This window comes from Paraburkholderia sp. Cpub6 (assembly GCF_014201065.1).
Lineage (GTDB): Bacteria > Pseudomonadota > Gammaproteobacteria > Burkholderiales > Burkholderiaceae > Paraburkholderia > Paraburkholderia tuberum.
The window spans coordinates 364,329-383,301 of sequence record NZ_JACHDM010000002.1 but is presented as its reverse complement, the minus strand read 5'-3'; the positions used below and the strand labels follow the sequence as shown (position 1 = coordinate 383,301).

15 protein-coding genes are annotated in these 18,973 nt (G+C 63.9%); 7 read left to right on the top strand and 8 right to left on the bottom strand.

Annotated elements, in window-relative coordinates:
* Window positions 1-381 precede the first annotated feature (381 nt).
* Window positions 382-4,458, top strand: a complete 4,077-nt coding sequence (locus tag HDG33_RS06525) for an autotransporter outer membrane beta-barrel domain-containing protein (protein ID WP_221311306.1) — start codon at window positions 382-384, stop codon at window positions 4,456-4,458.
* Window positions 4,459-4,991: 533 nt separating this feature from the next.
* Here the strand turns inward: HDG33_RS06525 and HDG33_RS06520 are convergent.
* Complete coding sequence (locus tag HDG33_RS06520) at window positions 4,992-6,260, bottom strand: MFS transporter (RefSeq protein ID WP_184023169.1); 1,269 nt, start codon at window positions 6,258-6,260, stop codon at window positions 4,992-4,994.
* 94 nt (window positions 6,261-6,354) lie between these two features.
* Here HDG33_RS06520 and HDG33_RS06515 point away from each other — a divergent pair, with 94 nt between their 5' ends.
* Window positions 6,355-7,065 carry a pseudouridine synthase gene (locus tag HDG33_RS06515; RefSeq protein WP_184023167.1) on the top strand — a complete coding sequence of 237 codons (711 nt, stop codon included), beginning with the start codon at window positions 6,355-6,357 and terminating at the stop codon, window positions 7,063-7,065.
* Between the two features lie 167 nt (window positions 7,066-7,232).
* Window positions 7,233-7,421, top strand: coding sequence for a hypothetical protein (locus tag HDG33_RS06510; protein ID WP_184023164.1), 189 nt, complete (start codon window positions 7,233-7,235; stop codon window positions 7,419-7,421).
* Between the two features lie 112 nt (window positions 7,422-7,533).
* On the opposite strand, the gene HDG33_RS06505 is transcribed toward HDG33_RS06510, so the two are convergent.
* Window positions 7,534-8,565: an SDR family NAD(P)-dependent oxidoreductase gene (locus HDG33_RS06505; RefSeq protein WP_184023162.1), complete on the bottom strand. Its 1,032-nt coding sequence runs from the start codon at window positions 8,563-8,565 to the stop codon at window positions 7,534-7,536.
* Between the two features lie 95 nt (window positions 8,566-8,660).
* Between HDG33_RS06505 and HDG33_RS06500 the strand changes: the two genes are divergently transcribed.
* From HDG33_RS06500 to HDG33_RS06485, 4 genes are all read left to right on the top strand, one after another.
* The gene (locus HDG33_RS06500; RefSeq protein ID WP_184023160.1) at window positions 8,661-9,692 is read left to right on the top strand and encodes a CDP-6-deoxy-delta-3,4-glucoseen reductase; all 1,032 of its coding nucleotides are present in this window, start codon (window positions 8,661-8,663) and stop codon (window positions 9,690-9,692) included.
* 313 nt (window positions 9,693-10,005) lie between these two features.
* On the top strand, window positions 10,006-11,190 hold the full coding sequence (locus HDG33_RS06495; RefSeq protein WP_184023157.1) for an acetylornithine transaminase: 1,185 nt from the start codon (window positions 10,006-10,008) through the stop codon (window positions 11,188-11,190).
* 19 nt (window positions 11,191-11,209) lie between these two features.
* Entirely contained in the window at window positions 11,210-11,683 is a 474-nt protein-coding gene (locus HDG33_RS06490) for a GNAT family acetyltransferase (protein ID WP_184023155.1), read from the top strand.
* A gap of 262 nt (window positions 11,684-11,945) precedes the next feature.
* The gene (locus HDG33_RS06485) at window positions 11,946-12,239 is read left to right on the top strand and encodes a GYD domain-containing protein (protein ID WP_018421572.1); all 294 of its coding nucleotides are present in this window, start codon (window positions 11,946-11,948) and stop codon (window positions 12,237-12,239) included.
* Window positions 12,240-12,358: 119 nt separating this feature from the next.
* Here HDG33_RS06485 and HDG33_RS06480 read toward each other — a convergent pair whose 3' ends face one another.
* The 6 genes from HDG33_RS06480 to ispH form a co-directional block, all read right to left on the bottom strand.
* Window positions 12,359-13,063, bottom strand: coding sequence for an ABC transporter ATP-binding protein (locus HDG33_RS06480; RefSeq protein WP_409258974.1), 705 nt, complete (start codon window positions 13,061-13,063; stop codon window positions 12,359-12,361).
* Window positions 13,064-13,080: 17 nt separating this feature from the next.
* A complete protein-coding gene (locus HDG33_RS06475; protein WP_184023151.1) occupies window positions 13,081-13,872 on the bottom strand; it encodes an ABC transporter ATP-binding protein in 792 nt (263 codons plus the stop codon).
* A gap of 20 nt (window positions 13,873-13,892) precedes the next feature.
* Window positions 13,893-15,062, bottom strand: coding sequence for an ABC transporter permease subunit (locus HDG33_RS06470; protein ID WP_184023149.1), 1,170 nt, complete (start codon window positions 15,060-15,062; stop codon window positions 13,893-13,895).
* 26 nt (window positions 15,063-15,088) lie between these two features.
* Window positions 15,089-16,039, bottom strand: a complete 951-nt coding sequence (locus HDG33_RS06465) for a branched-chain amino acid ABC transporter permease (RefSeq protein ID WP_184023147.1) — start codon at window positions 16,037-16,039, stop codon at window positions 15,089-15,091.
* 228 nt (window positions 16,040-16,267) lie between these two features.
* Entirely contained in the window at window positions 16,268-17,470 is a 1,203-nt protein-coding gene (locus HDG33_RS06460) for a branched-chain amino acid ABC transporter substrate-binding protein (RefSeq protein ID WP_184023145.1), read from the bottom strand.
* A gap of 543 nt (window positions 17,471-18,013) precedes the next feature.
* Window positions 18,014-18,973: a 4-hydroxy-3-methylbut-2-enyl diphosphate reductase gene (gene ispH / locus HDG33_RS06455; RefSeq protein ID WP_184006365.1), complete on the bottom strand. Its 960-nt coding sequence runs from the start codon at window positions 18,971-18,973 to the stop codon at window positions 18,014-18,016.

Sequence of the window (18,973 nt, the reverse complement as noted above, 5' to 3'; positions counted from 1 at the left end):
CGAACTGTCGGTGGCATATCGCCGACGTCCCGCGCATTCCCGTTTCGACAGAAGTCGACCTGGTCTAAGGGGGAAATGGTGAAGCATAGGCAACTGAAAAGAATCCCGTTTGTACCGAGCAGGCGAATCCGGTGCACAGGCGCTTCGTCAGATATTTCAGTCCTATTGCCAATAACATCGTTCCTGAATGTCGCGATAAGGCAACCCGGCCAGTTGCCGGGACTGGCTGCGCTGCCTCTCGCTACATGGCTTGCGCTGGAAGCCCCCCATTGCGCGCTCTCCTGCGATCTGGCTAGCCGACCTGGCCCGGCGCGCCGTGGCAGGCCGGTCGCTCCAGGCCGGAGGCTTCACGCATCCGCGCTCATTCTGCTGAACCTCGCCGTGCTCGCCGCCCTGCAACCGTCGGAACGCGCGATGGCGCAGCCTCCCTGCATTGACTCAACCGGCGCCTTTGTTGCGGAGGAGATCGACGGCTGCGGTGGCTATGGCGGTGGTGCCACGACGGGTAATACGCCAAGCACCGGCGGTGCCAGCAATCCGCTTGGAGCAGGCACGAACGGCTCTGGTGCTGCGACCACGAGCGGCGGTTCCGGAGGCGGAGGCGGCGCCGGCGCCGGAACCGCCGGTGGCACTGGTGGCGCTGGTGGCGGAACTGCCGGCGGCAGCGGCGGAAGCCAGGGTGCCAACGGCAACAACGGCGGCCCCAACAGTGGTGGCGGCGGCGGTGGCGCCGGCGCCCATGGGGTCCTGCCGTCGTCACTGGAGAACCCCGCAGGCGGCGTGATCGCCGGTGGAAACGGCGGTAATGGTGGCAATGGTGGCGTGCCGAGCGGGGCAGCGTCGATCGGCGGCGGCGGCGCCGGCGCTGGCGGTTATGGCCTCGTGATCAACAGCGGAGTCAGTCTCACCAACAACGGGCAGATCAACGGCGGAGCCGGCGGGACCGGCGGAAACGGCGGGGTGACCGGAAGCGGCAGCATTCAGGGATCGGCTGGCGAAGGCGGCGACGGCGGTTTTGGCGTTTTCGTCAATCTCAACGCCACCGGGGTCGGGCTAACCAATACCGGCACGATCCAGGGAGGCCGCGGCGGAAACAGCGGAAACGGAAATTTTACGGAGGGCGGTAACGGCAGCGCCGGGATCAGGGCAACCGCGGTGAACGCCACCCCGATCAATACCTTCAGCATCGAGAACAGCGGCACGATTCGCGGCGGCAATGGCGGCGACGCATCCCTGCCGACGCCAGGCGCTATCACCATTGGCGGCAATGGCGGCGCTGGCATCAGCGGCTCCAGCCTCACCGTCACCAACAACAGCGGCGGCACGATTCAAGGCGGCAACGGCGGCGCCACGTTACGTGCCGGCAGCAGCGCGACGAGCAGCGGTGGGGTTGGGATCGTCGGCGACAATCTGACGATCTATAACAGCGGGAATATTATTGGCGGGTTCACCGGAGGGAACGTGCCGGGCGGTGTCAGCCCGTCGCAGGTCAATGCCATCACCTTCACCGGTGGCGCCAATTATCTGGAGCTACGTCAGGGCTTCGTTATCGGCGGAAATGTGGTCGTCCAATCGGGCGCATCAGGCACGCTGGCGCTTGGCGGCAGCAACAATGGAAGCTTCAGTGCGTCGAGCGTTGGCGCCCCTGCGCAGTACCAGGGCTTCACCGAGTTCGTGAAAACTGGCTCCAGCGTCTGGACGCTTACCGGCACGCCTGTGCAGGCTGGTACACCGTGGACATTGCTCGGCGGTGAGCTGTCGGTCGCAAGCGGCGTTAGTCTCGGCACCCCAGCGAACAGCGGACTGACTTTCAACGGCGGCATCCTCCAGGTTACAGGCACAGGCTACATAGCGATCGAGCCTACGCGAGGGATTACCTGGGCCGCGAACGGTGGCGGGTTCGACGTCGCAGACGGTGCCAATGTATTCACGGTCTCCCAGAACCTCGAGAGTGGCGGCCAGCTAACCAAGCTCGGCCTCGGCACACTGGTTTTGACCGGCAGCAACACCTATGTTGGCGATACGCTTCTTGGCGAAGGTACGATCAGCGTCGGCAACGACTCGGCGCTCGGCAATGCATCTCAGTCCACCTTAAGGATGGCCAACGGGACGACGCTGTCCTTCACCAACGGCAACTTCACGGTCGGCAACAACATTGCTATCACCGGCACTGGCAACTTCACGCCACCCTCGGGCACAGTGCAGACGCTGTCAGGCACCATCTCCGACGGCACCTCGGCTGGCACGCTCGCGATGCAGGCCCCAGGTACGTTGGTGCTGGCTGCGGACAACAGCTACTCCGGTGGCACGACGATCTCCGCCGGCACGCTACAGGTTGGCGATGGTGGCTCGACCGGCAGCGTCGGTAGCGGCGCGATTCTCGACAATGGTGCGCTGGTCTTCCATCGCAGCGATACGGTGCTTGTTCCAGGAGCGATCACTGGCAGCGGAAACCTCACGCAGGACGGCGTGGATGGCGGCACGGTAGTGCTCACAGGCGGCAACACTTACACCGGCGGCACCACGATCAGCGCCGGTACGCTGCAACTCGGTAACGGGGGCACCAGTGGTGGCATCGTGGGCAACGTCACCGACAACGGCACATTGGCCTTCAACCGCAGCGATACGGTCACCTTTGCCGGCGAGATTTCGGGCACCGGTGACCTCGCGCAGATCGGCTCCGGCACGACAATCCTGACCAACAGCAATCCCTACGCAGGTGGCACCACGGTCAACGCCGGCACGCTCGTCGTCGGCGACCCCGCACATCCGTCTGCGGCGCTGTCGGGGGGCGGGCCGGTCATGGTGGAATCGGGCGCCACGCTGGGCGGTTTCGGTACTGTCACCGGGGCGGTGACCAATGACGGTACGGTAGCGGCCGGCAACGGCACGCCAGGGTTTGGCACGTCACCGGCGGGCACCTTCACCGTCATCGGCAACCTGCTCAATCGAGGAACGGTCAACCTGGCTTCGGATCCGATCGTCGGCAACGTACTGTCAGTGTCGAATGGCAACTATGCCGGGGCTGGCGGCAGGATGAACATCAATACGGTGCTCGCGGGCGATAATTCTCCGTCGGACAGGCTGGTGATCATAGGTGGCACCGCGACCGGCAATACGCTGGTGCATGTCACCAACGCCGGCGGCGCCGGTGCGCTGACCGTCGCGAACGGCATTCCGGTGGTGGAAGCGATCGATGGGGGAACCACCGCGGCCGGGGCCTTCGGGCTAGCTGGCGAGGTGCGCGGCGGGGCATTTACTTACGACCTGTTCCGGGGCGGACACAACGGCAGCAACCCCGATGACTGGTTCCTGCGCTCGGATTTCCAGGTCGGGCCGTCCGAGGAGCCGGACCTCCCCCCCGGCGAAGTCCCGCCATCGGAGGAGCCAGGCATCCCCAATGGTGACGTCCTGCCCTTAGATCCGCCTCCGGCCGAACTGCCCCCGGGCGAATACCCGATTATCGGGCCGGAAATTGCCACCTACTCGGTGGTGCAGCCGCTCGCGAGACAACTGGGCCTCACCATGCTCGGCACGATGCACGAACGCATCGGCGATACGCTCACCGATACCGGGGGCGGCACCAGCAGCGCAGGCATAGCCAACTCGGCCTGGGTGCGGGTGTTCGGACAGCAGATCGACAATCACTACCAGACCTACACCGATTCGCGTGCCAATGGCCGGATGGTCGGCGTACAGGCCGGCGTCGATCTCTGGCGCGGCAGCTTTCTGCCCGGCCATCACGATGCAACCGGCGTCTATTTCGCGTACGGCAACAGCAACGTCGACGTGGACGGTCTCATCACCAATGCGGACGCGACGGCCTATGTGCTGAGTCACACCGGCTCGGTCAACCTCAACGCGTATTCGGGCGGCGCGTACTGGACTCACTATGGCCCCGGCGGGTGGTATATCGACGCGGTCCTGCAGGGCACCCACTACGACGGCGACGCGACGACACAGTTTGCACGGTTGCCCATCTCCGGTTCAGGGTTTGCCACTTCGCTGGAAGTGGGCTATCCGTTTCACCTGCCGCTTGGACCAGGCTTCGTGCTCGAGCCTCAGGCGCAGGTCATCTGGCAGCATATCGGGTTGAGCGAGGAGAATGACGGGCTGGGTTCGGTCGATCCTGGTTCGACGTCAGGCGTGACTGGGCGGCTCGGGGTGCGTGGGCAGTGGAGCATCGAGCGCGCGAATGGGGAAGTGTGGCAGCCGTACCTTCGCGCCAACATCTGGCGGGATTGGGGCGCGCAAGCAACGACGACTTACTCTGGCGTGGAGCAGGTACCACTCGCGCAGCAATTCACGCGCATGGACTTTGCTGCCGGCGTGACCGCAAAGCTCGACGCACGCATGAGCCTGTACGGCCAGTTCGGCTATCAGTTCTCGATCAACAGTTCGGCGACCGGCAGCCGCAAGGGGGTCTGGGGCGACATTGGGCTGCGCTACCTGTGGTAACGCATTCTTCGCCAATTCTCACAACGGGCAGCGATATACGCGTTGAGGTGAATGATCACAATGCTCGGTGCGTGCGGTTCAGTTTCGGACCGTCGATAAGTCACTCGGGCACTTCCACCGATCGGCCGTTGCGGGGTGTGTTGGCCGCGTGTGCCGCGTCGGACGGCTGGCCACTACCGTTCGCATTCGCCTTCAATGGGGATTCCAATAACCGCTTCGCACCACAAAACCGACGCTCGCGCTCGGCGAGGCGGATGCCCGCAACGGGTCGGCTCCGGCCGATCGCGGCCGGAGACATGCTACAACTTTGGCGCGAACGTAGGCCAGTCGCACGAACTTTGTCGCACCCACTCTGGCACATGTGGCGCGGCTACGCGTAGGCCCTTGATGTTCAGTGTGCGACATCCCAATAACTGGGGCGGCCTACGGCCCTTCAGACAAGGGGGTTCGGCAGCCGAGCCCTGTTGCACCCCGATGAAAATCCATTTTCATCGGGGCGATGGGTGGCTTCACCGCGTGCCGCGCTCCGCCGCTCAGCACGTCGCCGCGCTCTGTTCGGGAATGCCCAGGAGCCGCGCCGCCGGCGACATCACGATGATCAGCGCCTGCACGACGAACGCGAGCGACGCCGCGACCAGACACACGTCGATGCTCCAGCGCGCGCTGAGCGCGGCGCCGAGCAACGCGCCCACCGGCCGCGCGCCGTAGGTGGCGGTGCTGATCAGCGCGGACACGCGGCCGATCATCCGTTCGGGCGTGATCGCCTGACGCAGCGTGGTCGAGCCGACGACCCACAGGATTGGTCCCGCGCCGAGCAGGAAGAAGCTCGCGAGCGCGAGCCAGAACGATGGGACGATCAGTGTCGCCACCATCACGAGCGACGCGAGCAGGCCGCACGACGGTCCGACGATCAGCAGACGGCCGAATGCGAGACGCCGCGCGACCGCGGGCGCGGCGAGCGCGCCGCAGACCATGCCGACCCCGTACGCGCCGAGCGTCACGCCGACCGCCGAGGCATTGAGCCCCAGCCGATGCACCGCGTAAGGCACATAGACCGCCTGCAGGATGAAGAAGCCGAGATTGAAGAACACGGCGGTCAGCAGCATCGGCAGCAGCAACGGATCGCGCAGCACGAAGCGCGTGCCGTCGCGCAGCTCCAGCATGAAGTGCCGCCGCGGCGCGGCCGCGCGCGGCGGCTCGCGCAATCCCGCCAGCAACGCGACCGCGAACGCCGACAACATCGCCGCGCCGCCATACGCCCAACCCGCGCCGATCCAGCCGACCAGCACGCCGCCCAGCGCCGGCCCCGCCGAATACGCGACGCTGCGCGCGAGTTCGAGCCGGCCGTTCGCGCTCGCATAGGCGTCGCGCGGCACGATCGACGGCACCAGCGACGGCGCCGCAACGTTGTAGGCGACCGTACCCGTCGCGGCGACGAAGCCGAGCGCGGCGAGCAGCGGCAGGTTCAGCGCATGCGTGAGCACCAGCAGCAGCACGCACAGCATCGCGCAGACCCGCACGCTCTCGGCGAGCGTCATCAGCACGCGGCGCGAGCGGCGGTCGGCCCAAACGCCGAGCGGCATCGACAGCAACAGGAACGGCAGCGTCTGCGCGGTTTGCAGCAGACCGGTATCGCGCGCGTCGGCGCCGAGCGCGAACACCGCGACGAGCGGCGCGGCGGCGAGGCTGATCTGCTCCGCCGATTGCGCGCACAGGTTCGACCAGGCGAGGCGCTGGAATGCGCGGGGCAGACGTTGAGCATTGGACGGCGAAGACGACGAAGGGGAAGACGTGGCGGACATCGATGCACTCCCGAGATTTGACGTGAGGCATTCATCGTCGGCGCTCAGGGCCTGCGGGGCGCTCCGGTTCTTGCGGTGTTATTCTTCGCTCGCCATGAATCTCGAAAGCATTCTCTTTACTCAAGGTTTCGGTTCGCGCCGCCAATGCCGTGCGCTGATCGGCGACGGCCGCGTCAGCGTCGACGGTGCGATTTGCACCGATGCCGACGCCGATTTCGCTATTGATGGCGGCGCGTTGCGCTTTAGCGTCGACAACGTCGAATGGCCGTATCGCGAGCACGCGTATCTGCTGCTGAACAAGCCCATCGGCTACGAATGCTCGCGCGATCCGCAGCATCATCTGAGCGTGTTCAGCCTGCTGCCGCCGCAGTTCGCCGAGCGCGGCGTGCAGTGCGTCGGCCGTCTCGATCAGGACACCACGGGCCTCCTGCTGCTCTCCGACGACGGCAAGTTCGTGCATCAGTTCACGTCGCCGAAACGCAAGGTGCCGAAGCTCTACGTCGCAACCACGCGCCATCCGCTCGACGACGCGCAGCTCGCCGCGCTGCGCGACGGCGTGCTGCTGCGCGGCGAAACGAAACCCAGCGCCGCGCTCGACGCCCAGGCGCGCGACACTCACACGCTTGCGCTCACCGTGCTCGAAGGCAAATACCACCAGGTCAAGCGGATGATCGCGGCCTCGGGCAACCGCTGCGAGGCGCTGCATCGCGAACGGATCGGTGAGCTCGCGCTTCCCGCGGCGCTCGCGCCCGGCGCATGGCAATGGCTCGACGCAGCGGCTCTTGCCGCGCTGCGGGCCGGGTAAACGACTAGCCCCAACGAGCGCCCGCCTAAGCCCTTGATGCGCCGGAGAAAGCCCGCGCGCATTGCGGTGCACCGAACATAGGCCGTTGCGTTGCAGCATGCCGTTGCTTACATGTCGCCCTATACTCGTCTAAACAAACGACTACAAAGGTTTCAGGGAGGGGCGTCATGCAAATCGACGGCACGATGGCGTTTCCGCACGCGATGACCGCGTTTATCTGCCTTGCGCTGCTGCTGGTCGGCGGATTGCTGGTCATCATGCGGCTGCGGCACAACTACCATCCGAATCTGATCGGCGCATTGATCGGCGGGATGCTGTGCTTCCTGTTGCTGGAAGTGCTGCCTGCGCTGAGCTGATGCCGGTTGGACCGCGCAGTTCGTGTTGCGCGGCGCATTGATGCGGTGCGGCGGATACGCTTTGCGGGGCAACTCCGCCCTCGCGAGGCGATATTTTGTTTCTGCTGCCGGCCTAGCCGCGTTTCCCATTCGCCTCGCGCAAAAAATCCTCGACGCTCGGATAGCGCAGACGTACCCGCAATTCCTCCTTCAGACGCCGGTTCACGAGCCGGCGCGACTCGCGCATAAACGACAGCAGCATCGGATCGATCTGCTGCTCCGCCTGCTCTCTCGTGATGCGCGGCGGGCGCGCGAGCCCGAACGCATCGGCGACCGCGTCGAAATACTCCCCCATTTTCAGCGACGAATCGTCGGACGCGTGCAGTGCGCGCGCGGGCCGGCCATGCGTGGCGAGACGCACGAGGATCGCGGCGAGGTCGTCGGCGTGGATGTGATTCGTGTAGACGTCGTCGGCATCGACGAGCGCCGGCGTGCCTCTTTCGAGCCGCGCGAGCGGCAGACGATTGCGCGCATAGATGCCCGGAATCCGCGCGATGCTCGTGGCGACGCTGCCGCGCGCCGTCGCGCGCCGCAACTGCCGCTCGGCCGACACGCGACGTTTGGCGCGCGCATTCGCGGGCCGCGGCGCGCGCGTTTCGTCGATCCACGCGCCGCCGCAATCGCCGTAGACGCCTGTCGTGCTCGCGTAAACGATGCGCACCGGTGCGCGCGAAGCGCCGGTCCGGCGCACCCCGTCGGGTACAATATCGGGTGTTTCAGCGTCCAGACCTGAAGCGCGCGCACGGCGCAACCGCGCGATCGGCGCGACGGACGACCTCGCCGCGCAAGCGTTCATGCGGCCTGCGGCACCTAACGTCGCAAGCAGCGCGCGAGTGCGTCGATCGTCGTCGCCGGACTTCTGCGGCGGCGCGAGATGCAGCACCGTCGGCGCGAGGCGCGCGAGCCGTTTGAGGCTGCCGCGCGCGTCGAGATCGCCGACGAGCGGCATCACGCCCGCGGCGCGCAACTCATCGCAGCGCGCGGCATGGCTCGTCAACGCGAAGATACGCGCGCGCGGCCGCAACAGGGACACGCAGCGCATGCCGACGTCGCCGCATCCTACGATCAGCACGCGCGGCCGGCGGAAGTTTCGTGTCGCTTTCATGGTGGGCGCATTGTAGCGGTCACACGCAACAGGTACCGCGCGGTTGATCCGGCGGGTCCCCATTACGATTCCGAATTTTCGATTCCGAACACTTTATGGCATTTAACGTCACGCTCCGGCAAACCGGCCGGCAGTTTCAGGTAGAACAGGACGAACCGGTGCTCTCCGCAGCGCTGCGTCAAGGCATCGGCCTGCCGTACGGCTGCAAGAACGGCGCGTGCGGTTCGTGCAAAGGCACGGTCGTGAGCGGCGAGGTCGAACAGCGCGCGCACTCGTCGTCGGCGCTGTCGAACGACGAAAAGACGCGCGGCATGGCGCTCCTGTGCTGCGCGACCGCGTGCTCCGATCTCGAAGTCGACATCCGCGAAGTGGCCGGCGTCGGCGATGTGCAGGTCAAGAAGCTGCCGTGCCGCGTGAACGCGATCGAGCGCAAGGCCGACGACGTGATCGTCGTGAAGCTGCAACTGCCCGCCAACGAACGTCTGCAATATCTGGCCGGCCAGTACCTCGAATTCATCCTGAAGGACGGCAAGCGCCGCAGCTATTCGATGGCGAGCGCGCCGCACGTCGAAGGCCCGGTTGAGCTGCACATCCGCCACATGCCCGGCGGCGCGTTCACCGACCATGTGTTCAACACGATGAAGGAGCGCGACATCCTGCGCTTCGAAGCGCCGCTCGGCACGTTCTTCCTGCGCGAAGACTCGGACAAGCCGATCGTGCTGCTCGCGTCGGGCACCGGCTTCGCGCCGCTGAAGGCGATCGTCGAGCATGCGGTGTTCAAGAGCATGACGCGCCCCATGACGCTCTACTGGGGCGCGCGCCGCAAGAAAGACCTGTATCTGCTCGAACTCGCCGAGCAATGGGCGCGCGAGATTCCGAACTTCAAGTTCGTGCCGGTGCTCTCCGAGCCCGATGCGGGCGACGCATGGACGGGCCGCACGGGCTTCGTGCATCGGGCGGTGATCGAGGATCTGCCCGATCTGTCGGCCTACCAGGTATATGCATGCGGCGCGCCGGTGATGGTCGAATCGGCGCTGCGCGACTTCACGCAGCATCACCAGTTGCCGGAAGACGAGTTCTACGCGGACTCGTTCACCAGCGCGGCCGATCTCGCGAACGCGGTCTGATTGCACGGCGGCAAATTCCCCCCGAAGCAGCACCAGTGCAAATTCATGGTTTACACCAGCGCTTTTCTTATCGTATTCTTTCGCGCATGAACCGCATCCAGTCCGAATTCCGACGTCGCCGCTCGCCGCTCCCTTAGGGACGCCGCTGGCTTCGTCACGGACTCGCGCCACACAAAACCTGGGCGCAAGCTGTTCGAATCATGAAAGCCACGGCATGCCGTGGCTTTTCTGTTTTTCCGGCCGCCGTTTTTATTGGCCAAACCGTCACCGTTTCTTCACCCTGCTCTTACCCTTTTGCCTGGAGCCTGCCGTCATGAATTTCAATGAGTATCCAATCGATTCGCTGATGTACATCACGAACCGGCCTGAAATCGTTTTCACGCACGGCAAAGGCTCGTGGATTTACGACAACAACGGCAAGCGCTACCTGGATTTCATTCAGGGCTGGGCGGTCAATAGCCTCGGCCACTGCAACGACGGCATGATCGAAGCGCTGAACCAGCAGGCCAAGCTGCTGATCAACCCGTCGCCGGCGTTCTACAACGAGCCGATGGCGAAGCTCGCGGGCCTGCTCACGCAGCACAGCTGCTTCGACAAGGTGTTCTTCGCGAACAGCGGCGCCGAGGCGAACGAAGGCGCGATCAAGCTCGCGCGCAAGTGGGGCAGGAAGTTCAAGGACGGCGCGTTCGAGATCGTCACGTTCGACCACAGCTTCCACGGCCGCACGCTCGCGACGATGTCGGCCAGCGGCAAGCCGGGCTGGGACACGATCTACGCGCCGCAGGTGCCGGGCTTCCCGAAGGCGGACCTGAACGACATCGCGTCGGTGGAAAAACTGATCAACGCGAAGACCGTCGCGGTGATGCTCGAGCCGATCCAGGGCGAAGGCGGCGTGATCCCCGCAACCCGCGAGTTCATGCAGCAACTGCGCGAGCTGACGAAAAAACACAACATCTTGCTGATCGTCGACGAAGTGCAAAGCGGCTGTGGACGCGCCGGCACGCTGTTCGCGTATCAGCTGTCGGGCATCGAGCCGGACATCATGACGCTCGGCAAAGGCATCGGCGGCGGCGTGCCGCTCGCAGCGCTGCTGTCGAAGGCGGAAATCGCCGTGTTCGAAGCGGGCGATCAGGGCGGCACCTACAACGGCAATCCGCTGATGACCGCGGTCGGCTACTCGGTGATCTCGCAGCTGACGGCGCCGGGCTTCCTCGAAGGCGTGCGCTCGCGCGGCGAATATCTGCGCACGAAGCTGCTCGAGCTGTCCGAGGAGCGCGGCTTCAAGGGCGAGCGCGGCGAGGGTCTGCTGCGCGCGCTGCTGCTCGGCAAGGACATCGGCAACCAGATTGTCGAGAAGGCGCGCGACATGCAACCCGACGGCGTGCTGCTGAACGCCGCGCGTCCGAACCTGCTGCGCTTCATGCCGGCGCTTAACGTGACGACCGAAGAAATCGACCAGATGCTGGCGATGCTGCGCTCGGTTCTCGACTCGCTGTAATCAACCACGGAGCGCACCGATGACGACGAACACGACGCTGTCGATCCGCCGCTTCGACGCGACCGATACCGAAGCCGTGATTGCGCTATGGCAGGAGGTGTTTCCCGAGTATCGCGACGTGACGCGACCGCAGCGCAACCCGCGTCTGTCGATCGCCAACAAGCTCGCGACGCAACCGGAGCTGTTCTTCGTCGCGGTGCTCGATGGACGCATCGTCGGCACCGTAATGGGCGGCTATGATGGACACCGCGGCTGGCTGTATTCGCTCGCGGTCGACGCATCGCTGCGACGTCATGGCATCGGCACGCGGCTCGTCGCGCACGTCGAGAGCGAGTTGACGAAGCTTGGTTGTCCGAAGCTGAACCTGCAGGTACTGTCGTCGGCAACGGCTGAAATACGGGCGTTCTACGATGCGCTCGGGTATCGCACCGATGCGGTGATCAGCTTCGGCAAGCGGCTCGGCCAATACGCCGACGCGGCCCCGGCCAGTTGATTCGCGTCGTACGCCTGATTAAAGAAAGCCGCTTGCGTTGCTTGACGCATGCGGCTTTTTCAATGGTTCTCCCGCAAGCAGCGCACATATCGGCGGATTCGGACAAATAGCAGATGGCGAGCAGTCGGATTGCCTAAAATCGTTTACGCACGAGACGACGCCGGCGCTGGAAAGACAGGTTTGCGGCGAATCGCGACCCTTCCCCCCGGGGGCGGCTCATGCGTCTGAGTCCCAACGCGTTGGAATCCTAAGGGGAATCTTCATGGCGACTTATGTGGTGCTCCTGCAATTTACGGATCAGGGTATCCGCACGATCAAGAACAGTGCAGAGCGAGCCGGGCAGGCGGCGGAAATGGCGAAATCTTTTGGCTGCGAGATGAAGCAGATCTACTGGACGTTAGGGGCATACGACGTTGTCTCGGTCGTCGAAGCGGCAGACGAGCAGAGCTTCCTCGCCTTCGGCTTCGCACTCGGCTCGGCCGGCAATGTCCGCTCGCAAACGCTGCGTGCGTTCACAAAAGACGAAATCAGTTCGGTTATCGGGCGACTCCCTTAATTCACGTCCCAACCAGAAAAATAAAACGTGCCCCGCGACATTGCATCGCGGGGCGCGTTGCAAGCCGGACGTGTGCGCAAAGGGCATACGTCCAACTATTCACTCACTCATTCACCCACTCATTCACCCAGATAGGCGGCCCGAACCTTCGGATCGTCGAGCATCTGCTTCGCGTCGCCCGACATCGTGATCAGACCGGAGTCCATCACGTAGCCGCGATTCGCCGCCTGCAGCGCGAGCCGCGCGTTCTGCTCGACGAGCAGCACGGTCATGCCTTCAGAGGAAATCAGGCGCACCACTTCGAAGATCTTCTCGACCATGATCGGCGACAGACCCATCGACGGTTCGTCGAGCAGCAGCAGTTTGGGCCGCGAGATGATCGCGCGTGCCATCGCGAGCATCTGCTGCTCGCCGCCCGACAGCGTGCCCGCGTATTGCGATGCACGCTCCTTCAGACGCGGAAAGAAGCCGAACATGCGCTCGACGTCCGACTTGATGCCATCGACATCGTTGCGCAGATACGCACCCATCTGCATGTTCTCGACGATCGACATGCGCGCGAAAATGCCGCGCCCTTCCGGCACCATCGCGAGACCGCGCTTCAGAAGCTCATGCGCGGGCAGGCCCTTGATCGACTGACCCATGTACTCGATGTCGCCGGCCGCATACGCCTTCAGGCCGGTGATCGCCTTCATCGTCGTGGTTTTGCCCGCGCCGTTCGCGCCGATCAGCGTGACGAGTTCGCCCTGCCCGACCTCGAGGTCGACACCCTTGACCGCCTGGATGCCACCGTAGTTGACCTGCAGGCCCTTGATTTTCAACATTGCTTGCGTCGTGGACATCAGTGGACCCCCGCACCCAGATAAGCTTCGATCACCTTCGCATCCTTCTGCACGTCCTGCGGCAAACCTTGCGCAATCACCTTGCCGTAGTCGAGCACCGTCATCTGATTGCACAGACCCATCACGAGCTTCACGTCGTGTTCGATCAGCAGAATCGTCTTGCCGTCCGCACGGATCTTGTCGAGCAGCCTGGTCAGCTCGACCTTCTCGGTGGCGTTCATGCCGGCCGCCGGTTCGTCGAGCGCGAGCAGCTTCGGATCGGTCGCCAGCGCACGCGCGATTTCGAGCCGCCGCTGGTGGCCATACGACAGGTTGCGCGACGTATAGTCCGCGTACTGCGTAATGCCGACGTAGTCGAGCAGTTCGAGCGCGCGCTCCTTGATCTCGCGCTCTTCCTGGCGTTCGGCCGGCGTCTGGAACACCGCGCCGAGCAGACCGTGCTTCGTGCGCACATGACGGCCGACCATCACGTTTTCGAGCGCGGTCATGCCGCCGAACAGACGGATGTTCTGGAACGTGCGCGCAATGCCCGCCTTCGCGACCTGATAGACCGCGGTCGGCGTGTAGCTCTCGCCGTCGAGCTTGAACTCGCCTGAATCCGGCGTGTACAGACCCGTGATCACATTGAAGAAGGTGGTCTTGCCGGCGCCGTTCGGGCCGATCAGGCCGTAGATCTCGCCCGCGCGGATCTGCAGGCCGACCTCGGAAAGCGCCTGAAGGCCGCCGAAGCGCTTGTTGACGCCCTTCACCGACAGCCGGGTCGTCGCGTTGTTGCTTACGTTATCGCTCATGTCTTTTTCTCCACCGGACCTTATGCGCGCACCGGCTTCTTGCCGCCACGCTTCGCCAGCTTCGCAATCCTGTCTTCGTGCTTCGGCGCGGGCCACAGGCCTTCCGAGCGGTACAGCATGATCACGACCATCGCGAGGCCGTACAGCAACTGACGGATCACTTCGGTATCGACGATTTCATGGCCGAAGATCATGTTCTGCAGCGGACCCATCGTCGAGCGCAGGAACTCGGGGAACACCGCGAGCAGCACCGCGCCGAGGATCACGCCCGGAATGTGGCCCATGCCGCCGAGCACCACGCAGGCGAGCACCACGACCGATTCCCAGAACGTGAACGATTCCGGCGACACGAAACCCTGGAACGAGCCGAACATGGCGCCCGACAGGCCGCCGAACGACGCGCCCATTGCGAACGCAAGCAGCTTCACGTTACGGGTATTGATGCCCATCGCCTTGGCGGCGATTTCGTCTTCGCGGATCGCGGCCCACGCGCGGCCGATCCGCGAATGCTGCAGACGCGTACAGGTCCAGATCACGAACAGCGCGCACAGCACGAACAGGTAGTAGTACAGGTACACCGACGGAAACTGCATGCCGAACAGCGAGTGTGTCTGCGCGAGGCTGAAGCCGCCGACGGACACCGGATCGATCCCGGTGATCCCCTTCGGGCCGTTGGTGATGTTCACCGGACGGTCGAGGTTGTTCATGAAGATCCGCACGATTTCCCCGAAGCCGAGGGTCACGATCGCGAGGTAGTCGCCCCGCAGACGCAGTGTCGGCGCACCGAGCAGAATCCCGAACATCGCGGCGAGCGCCATCGCGATCGGCGCGATGATCCAGATCGGCACGTGGATGCCGTTCGGCGCGAGATGCGCGATCCACGCGAATTGCGTCGCGAGGTGCGGTGAGCTCAGCAGCGCGGCCGTGTAGGCGCCGATCGCGTAGAACGCGATGTAGCCCAAGTCCAGCAGGCCGGCAAAGCCGACCACCACGTTCAGGCCCAGCGCGAGCATCACGTACAGCATCGCGAAGTCGAGCACGCGGACCCAGTAGTTGCCGCCCGCGGCGCCGATGACCATCGGCGCCGCGATCACGAAGATCGCCGTGAGAATACCGATAGTCAGCGTCTTCGTGCGGTTCTTTTCGGGGATGAGCGTCGTGGACGGCTCGATCGGTTGAATTGAGGTCATGATTGTTGACTCCTTGTGGCCCGGGATCAGGCGCGATCCGCGACACGTTCGCCGAGCAGGCCCGACGGACGGAACACCAGCACGACGATCAGCACGATGAACGCGAACACGTCCTGGTAGTTACTGCCGAACACGCCGCCCGTGAGGTCGCCGATATAGCCGGCACCCAACTGCTCGATCAGGCCGAGGAGCACGCCGCCGACCATCGCGCCCCCGAGATTGCCGATACCGCCGAGCACCGCCGCGGTAAAGGCCTTCAGGCCAGGGATGAAGCCCATGTAGAAGTGCGCGTTGCCGTACTCGGACGCGATCATCACGCCGGCGAGCGCAGCCAGCGCGGAGCCGATCATGAAGGTCGCCGAAATCACGAAGTTCGGGTTCACACCCATCAGACTCGCGACGTTCGGGTTCTCGGCGATCGCGCGCATCGCACGGCCGAGCCTGGTCTTGTGCACGAGCAGCAGGAGGCCGCCCATCACGAGGAACGCCGCCACGATGATCACGATTTCAGTCATCGAGATCACGGCGCCGGGCGTCGTGTCGGTGGCCTTGATCACGTTGAGCGGGTCGGTGGGCAACAACTGCGGGAAGGGCAGCGGATTGCGCGACCAGATCATCATCGCGAGCGTCTGCAGCAGAATCGATACACCGATCGCGGTGATCAGCGGCGCGAGACGCGGCGCACGCCGCAACGGCCGGTAGGCGACCCGCTCGATCGTGTAGCCGACCACCGCGCAGACCGCCGCCGCGATGATCAACGCGATCACGAGCGTCAGCACGTTGCCGAGGCCGGGGAAGTGGTTCTGCAGCACACCTATGGCGGAGAGCGCAACCATCGCGCCCACCATCAACACGTCGCCGTGGGCGAAGTTGATGATGCCCAGAATGCCGTAAACCATCGTATAGCCCAGTGCGATGATGGCGTAGACACTGCCAAGCACCAGTCCATTCAGGATCTGCTGGATGAAGATATCCATTTAATGCTCCTTAGCCCGTGCGACTGGATTCGCGTTTTTCATCTGCCGGTGGGCGGTGATGCGCTACGAATCTCAACGGCACTGCGGGTACTGATGTAAAAGACCGGTAAGGGTTATCCGTTGCCGGCTTGCCCTGACGACCGTGATGCGGTCGCGAGCTCACCTTGGGCGGATGCAAAAACGGCACCGTTGGATGGTGTCGGTGCCGTCAGGCCGAACTTCCCGTCATCACATCTTTACGACGTCGAGCACTGCTTTCTTGCCGTCCTTGAAGTCGTAAAGCGTAATGGCGCCCTCTTTCAAATCACCCTTGTCGTCGAACGCGATGTGGCCGATTACCCCGTTGTAATCGGTCGAAGGCATCGCAGCCAGCACCTTGGGCGCCTCGATAGAATTAGCGCGCTTCATTGCATCGACGATCACGTACACAGCGTCATACGTGAACGGCGCGTAAATCTGCACCGGCGTGTGGAAACGGTCCTCGTACTTCTTTTCGAAGTCCGCTCCATTGGTCATTTTCGAAAGCGCGAGTCCTGCTTCCGAACAGACCAGGTTTTGCACGGCGGTACCCGCCAGCTCACCTACCTTGTCGGTACACACACCGTCGCCGCCAAGGATTTTTGCCCTGATACCGAGCGCCGCCGCCTGCTTCGTAAACGGCCCGCCCGTCGCGTCCATGCCGCCGAACATGATGGCGTCCGGCTGAACACTCTTGATCTTCGTGAGAATGGCCCGGAAATCCGTGGCCTTGTCGCTCGTCGCCTCCCGCGCGACGATCTTCGCGCCGCTCGCCTCGGCGGTCTTCGTGAACTCGTCCGCGAGACCTTTGCCGTAAGCGGTCGCATCGTCCACGACCGCGATGCGTTTGGCGCCCAGCGCCTTCGTCGCGTAATTGGCGAGCGCCGGACCCTGCTGCGCGTCGGTCGCGACCACCCGATAGGTCGTCTTGAACCCTTGCTGCGTATAGGCCGGATTCGTCGACGACGGCGAGATCTCGACGATGCTCGCGTCGCTATAGATCTTCGACGCCGGAATCGAGACCCCGGAGTTCAGGTGTCCGATCACCGCGACCACGTGATCGTCGACCAGCTTCTGCGCGACGGCGGTGCCGGTTTTCGGGTCCGCCGCATCGTCCTGCGCGTCGAGTTGCAGCTGGATCTTGCGACCGTCGATCGTCAAACCCTGCGCATTGATTTCTTCGACCGCGAGGCGCGCCCCATTTTCGTTGTCCTTGCCCAGGTGCGCGATGCCGCCCGTCAACGGAGCCGCATGACCGATCTTCACGATAGTCGCTTCGCTCGCGGCGGCAACCGCCGCGGCCGAGGCCCCCGATGCGCCCGTTCCCGCTTCGCCATCCTGTTTCTTGCCGCACGCGGTCAGCATCGCAACCGTGGCCGCGATGGACACGGCGTAAGCAAATTTGACTCGCATCAAGTAAGGTCTCCTGCGCCTTGCAAAATCCACTGTCCAGGACCTCAAGGCCTTGAGAACGCGCGCATTGTAACTCCAATTATGCGGGTGGCAATATTGTTGAACCGGTGGGGTTTTCCTGCATTGCAACCTGATTTTGAGAGCGAAATCCGTTAAAAGGCGCAACCTGGTTGCGATCCGTTTTCGTGCACCAGTTGCACCGGCGCCGAACCCGCTGGCATCAAGTGTTGCGGGCGATCGGCGCGAATCCCGGGTAGGCCGGGCTTTGCGTCGGGTATGACCATTTAGCGCGCGCTCGGTAAATTGCACCAATTCAGTGCACGATCAATCTGTCTTAAGGCTTTGACGAGCTTAAAACGGGGACGCATCGCGCCAAAATCGATAAAAGCCCCGATCACAATTCAAAATAATTTGTGCGCGAGACCACCGAAGGTTGACCGCTCATTCGATGTGGCACTTAATTTAATCAGAGGTTCGTCGGGCACGGGCATAAAAAAAGCGCGCCCACGGGCGCGCTTTCCTTTCAGTGTAGCTAACGGATTGTCAGGCTGGCAGACCGAGCCCGCGTGGCAGCGGAAACGCGATGTTTTCCTCGATGCCCTCGAGCGCGCGCACGTTGCGCACACCCAGTTCGCGCAAACGCGCGATCACCGCCTGCGCCAGCACCTCCGGCGCCGACGCACCGGCGGTCACGCCAATGCGGCGCTTGCCCTCGACCCAAACCGGATCGATCTGATCGGGCGAATCGACCATATAGGCTGGCACGCCGAGCTTCTCGGCGAGCTCGCGCAAGCGGTTCGAATTCGAGCTGTTCGGACTGCCGACGACGATCACGACGTCGCACTGCGGCGCCATGAACTTCACTGCGTCCTGGCGATTCTGCGTGGCGTAGCAGATGTCCTGCTTCTTCGGCTCACGGATGGACGGGTACTTGGCCTTCAGCGCGCCGATGATTTCGGCGGCGTCGTCGACCGACAGCGTGGTTTGCGTGACGAAGGCGATCCGCTCCGGATCGGCGAGCTGCAACGCCTGCACATCCTCGATGTCCTCGACCAGATGCATCCCCTCGGCCGCCTGGCCCATCGTGCCTTCGACTTCCGGGTGGCCCTTGTGGCCGATCATCACGATGTCGAAACCGTCCTGGCGCATCTTCGCGACTTCGATATGCACCTTGGTCACGAGCGGACAGGTGGCGTCGTACACCCGCAGCCCGCGCGACTCCGCCTCCGAGCGCACGGCCTTCGACACGCCATGCGCGCTGAAGATCACCGTGTTGCCCGCCGGCACTTCGTCCAGGTTCTCGATGAAAATCGCTCCCTTCTTGCGAAGGTCTTCGACCACATAGGCGTTATGGACGATTTCGTGACGCACGTAGATCGGCGAGCCATACAGCTTGATGGCCCGCTCGACGATCTCGATCGCCCGGTCGACGCCGGCGCAGAACCCGCGCGGCTGGGCCAGCAGGATCTCCGCTTCGGCAAGAGTCGTATCCGTGATGCTCAT

Excerpts from the sequence above, each read along its gene's own strand:
- ispH (WP_184006365.1), bottom strand. The coding sequence starts at position 18,973 with ATGAGCATCACGGATACGACTCTTGCCGAAGCGGAGATCCTGCTGGCC.
- HDG33_RS06515 (WP_184023167.1), top strand. The coding sequence starts at position 6,355 with ATGAATCTCGAAAGCATTCTCTTTACTCAAGGTTTCGGTTCGCGCCGC.
- HDG33_RS06510 (WP_184023164.1), top strand. The coding sequence starts at position 7,233 with ATGCAAATCGACGGCACGATGGCGTTTCCGCACGCGATGACCGCGTTT.
- HDG33_RS06470 (WP_184023149.1), bottom strand. The coding sequence starts at position 15,062 with ATGACCTCAATTCAACCGATCGAGCCGTCCACGACGCTCATCCCCGAA.
- HDG33_RS06465 (WP_184023147.1), bottom strand. The coding sequence starts at position 16,039 with ATGGATATCTTCATCCAGCAGATCCTGAATGGACTGGTGCTTGGCAGT.
- HDG33_RS06520 (WP_184023169.1), bottom strand. The coding sequence starts at position 6,260 with ATGTCCGCCACGTCTTCCCCTTCGTCGTCTTCGCCGTCCAATGCTCAA.
- HDG33_RS06460 (WP_184023145.1), bottom strand. The coding sequence starts at position 17,470 with ATGCGAGTCAAATTTGCTTACGCCGTGTCCATCGCGGCCACGGTTGCG.
- HDG33_RS06495 (WP_184023157.1), top strand. The coding sequence starts at position 10,006 with ATGAATTTCAATGAGTATCCAATCGATTCGCTGATGTACATCACGAAC.
- HDG33_RS06490 (WP_184023155.1), top strand. The coding sequence starts at position 11,210 with ATGACGACGAACACGACGCTGTCGATCCGCCGCTTCGACGCGACCGAT.
- HDG33_RS06500 (WP_184023160.1), top strand. The coding sequence starts at position 8,661 with ATGGCATTTAACGTCACGCTCCGGCAAACCGGCCGGCAGTTTCAGGTA.
- HDG33_RS06505 (WP_184023162.1), bottom strand. The coding sequence starts at position 8,565 with ATGAAAGCGACACGAAACTTCCGCCGGCCGCGCGTGCTGATCGTAGGA.
- HDG33_RS06485 (WP_018421572.1), top strand. The coding sequence starts at position 11,946 with ATGGCGACTTATGTGGTGCTCCTGCAATTTACGGATCAGGGTATCCGC.
- HDG33_RS06480 (WP_409258974.1), bottom strand. The coding sequence starts at position 13,063 with ATGTTGAAAATCAAGGGCCTGCAGGTCAACTACGGTGGCATCCAGGCG.
- HDG33_RS06475 (WP_184023151.1), bottom strand. The coding sequence starts at position 13,872 with ATGAGCGATAACGTAAGCAACAACGCGACGACCCGGCTGTCGGTGAAG.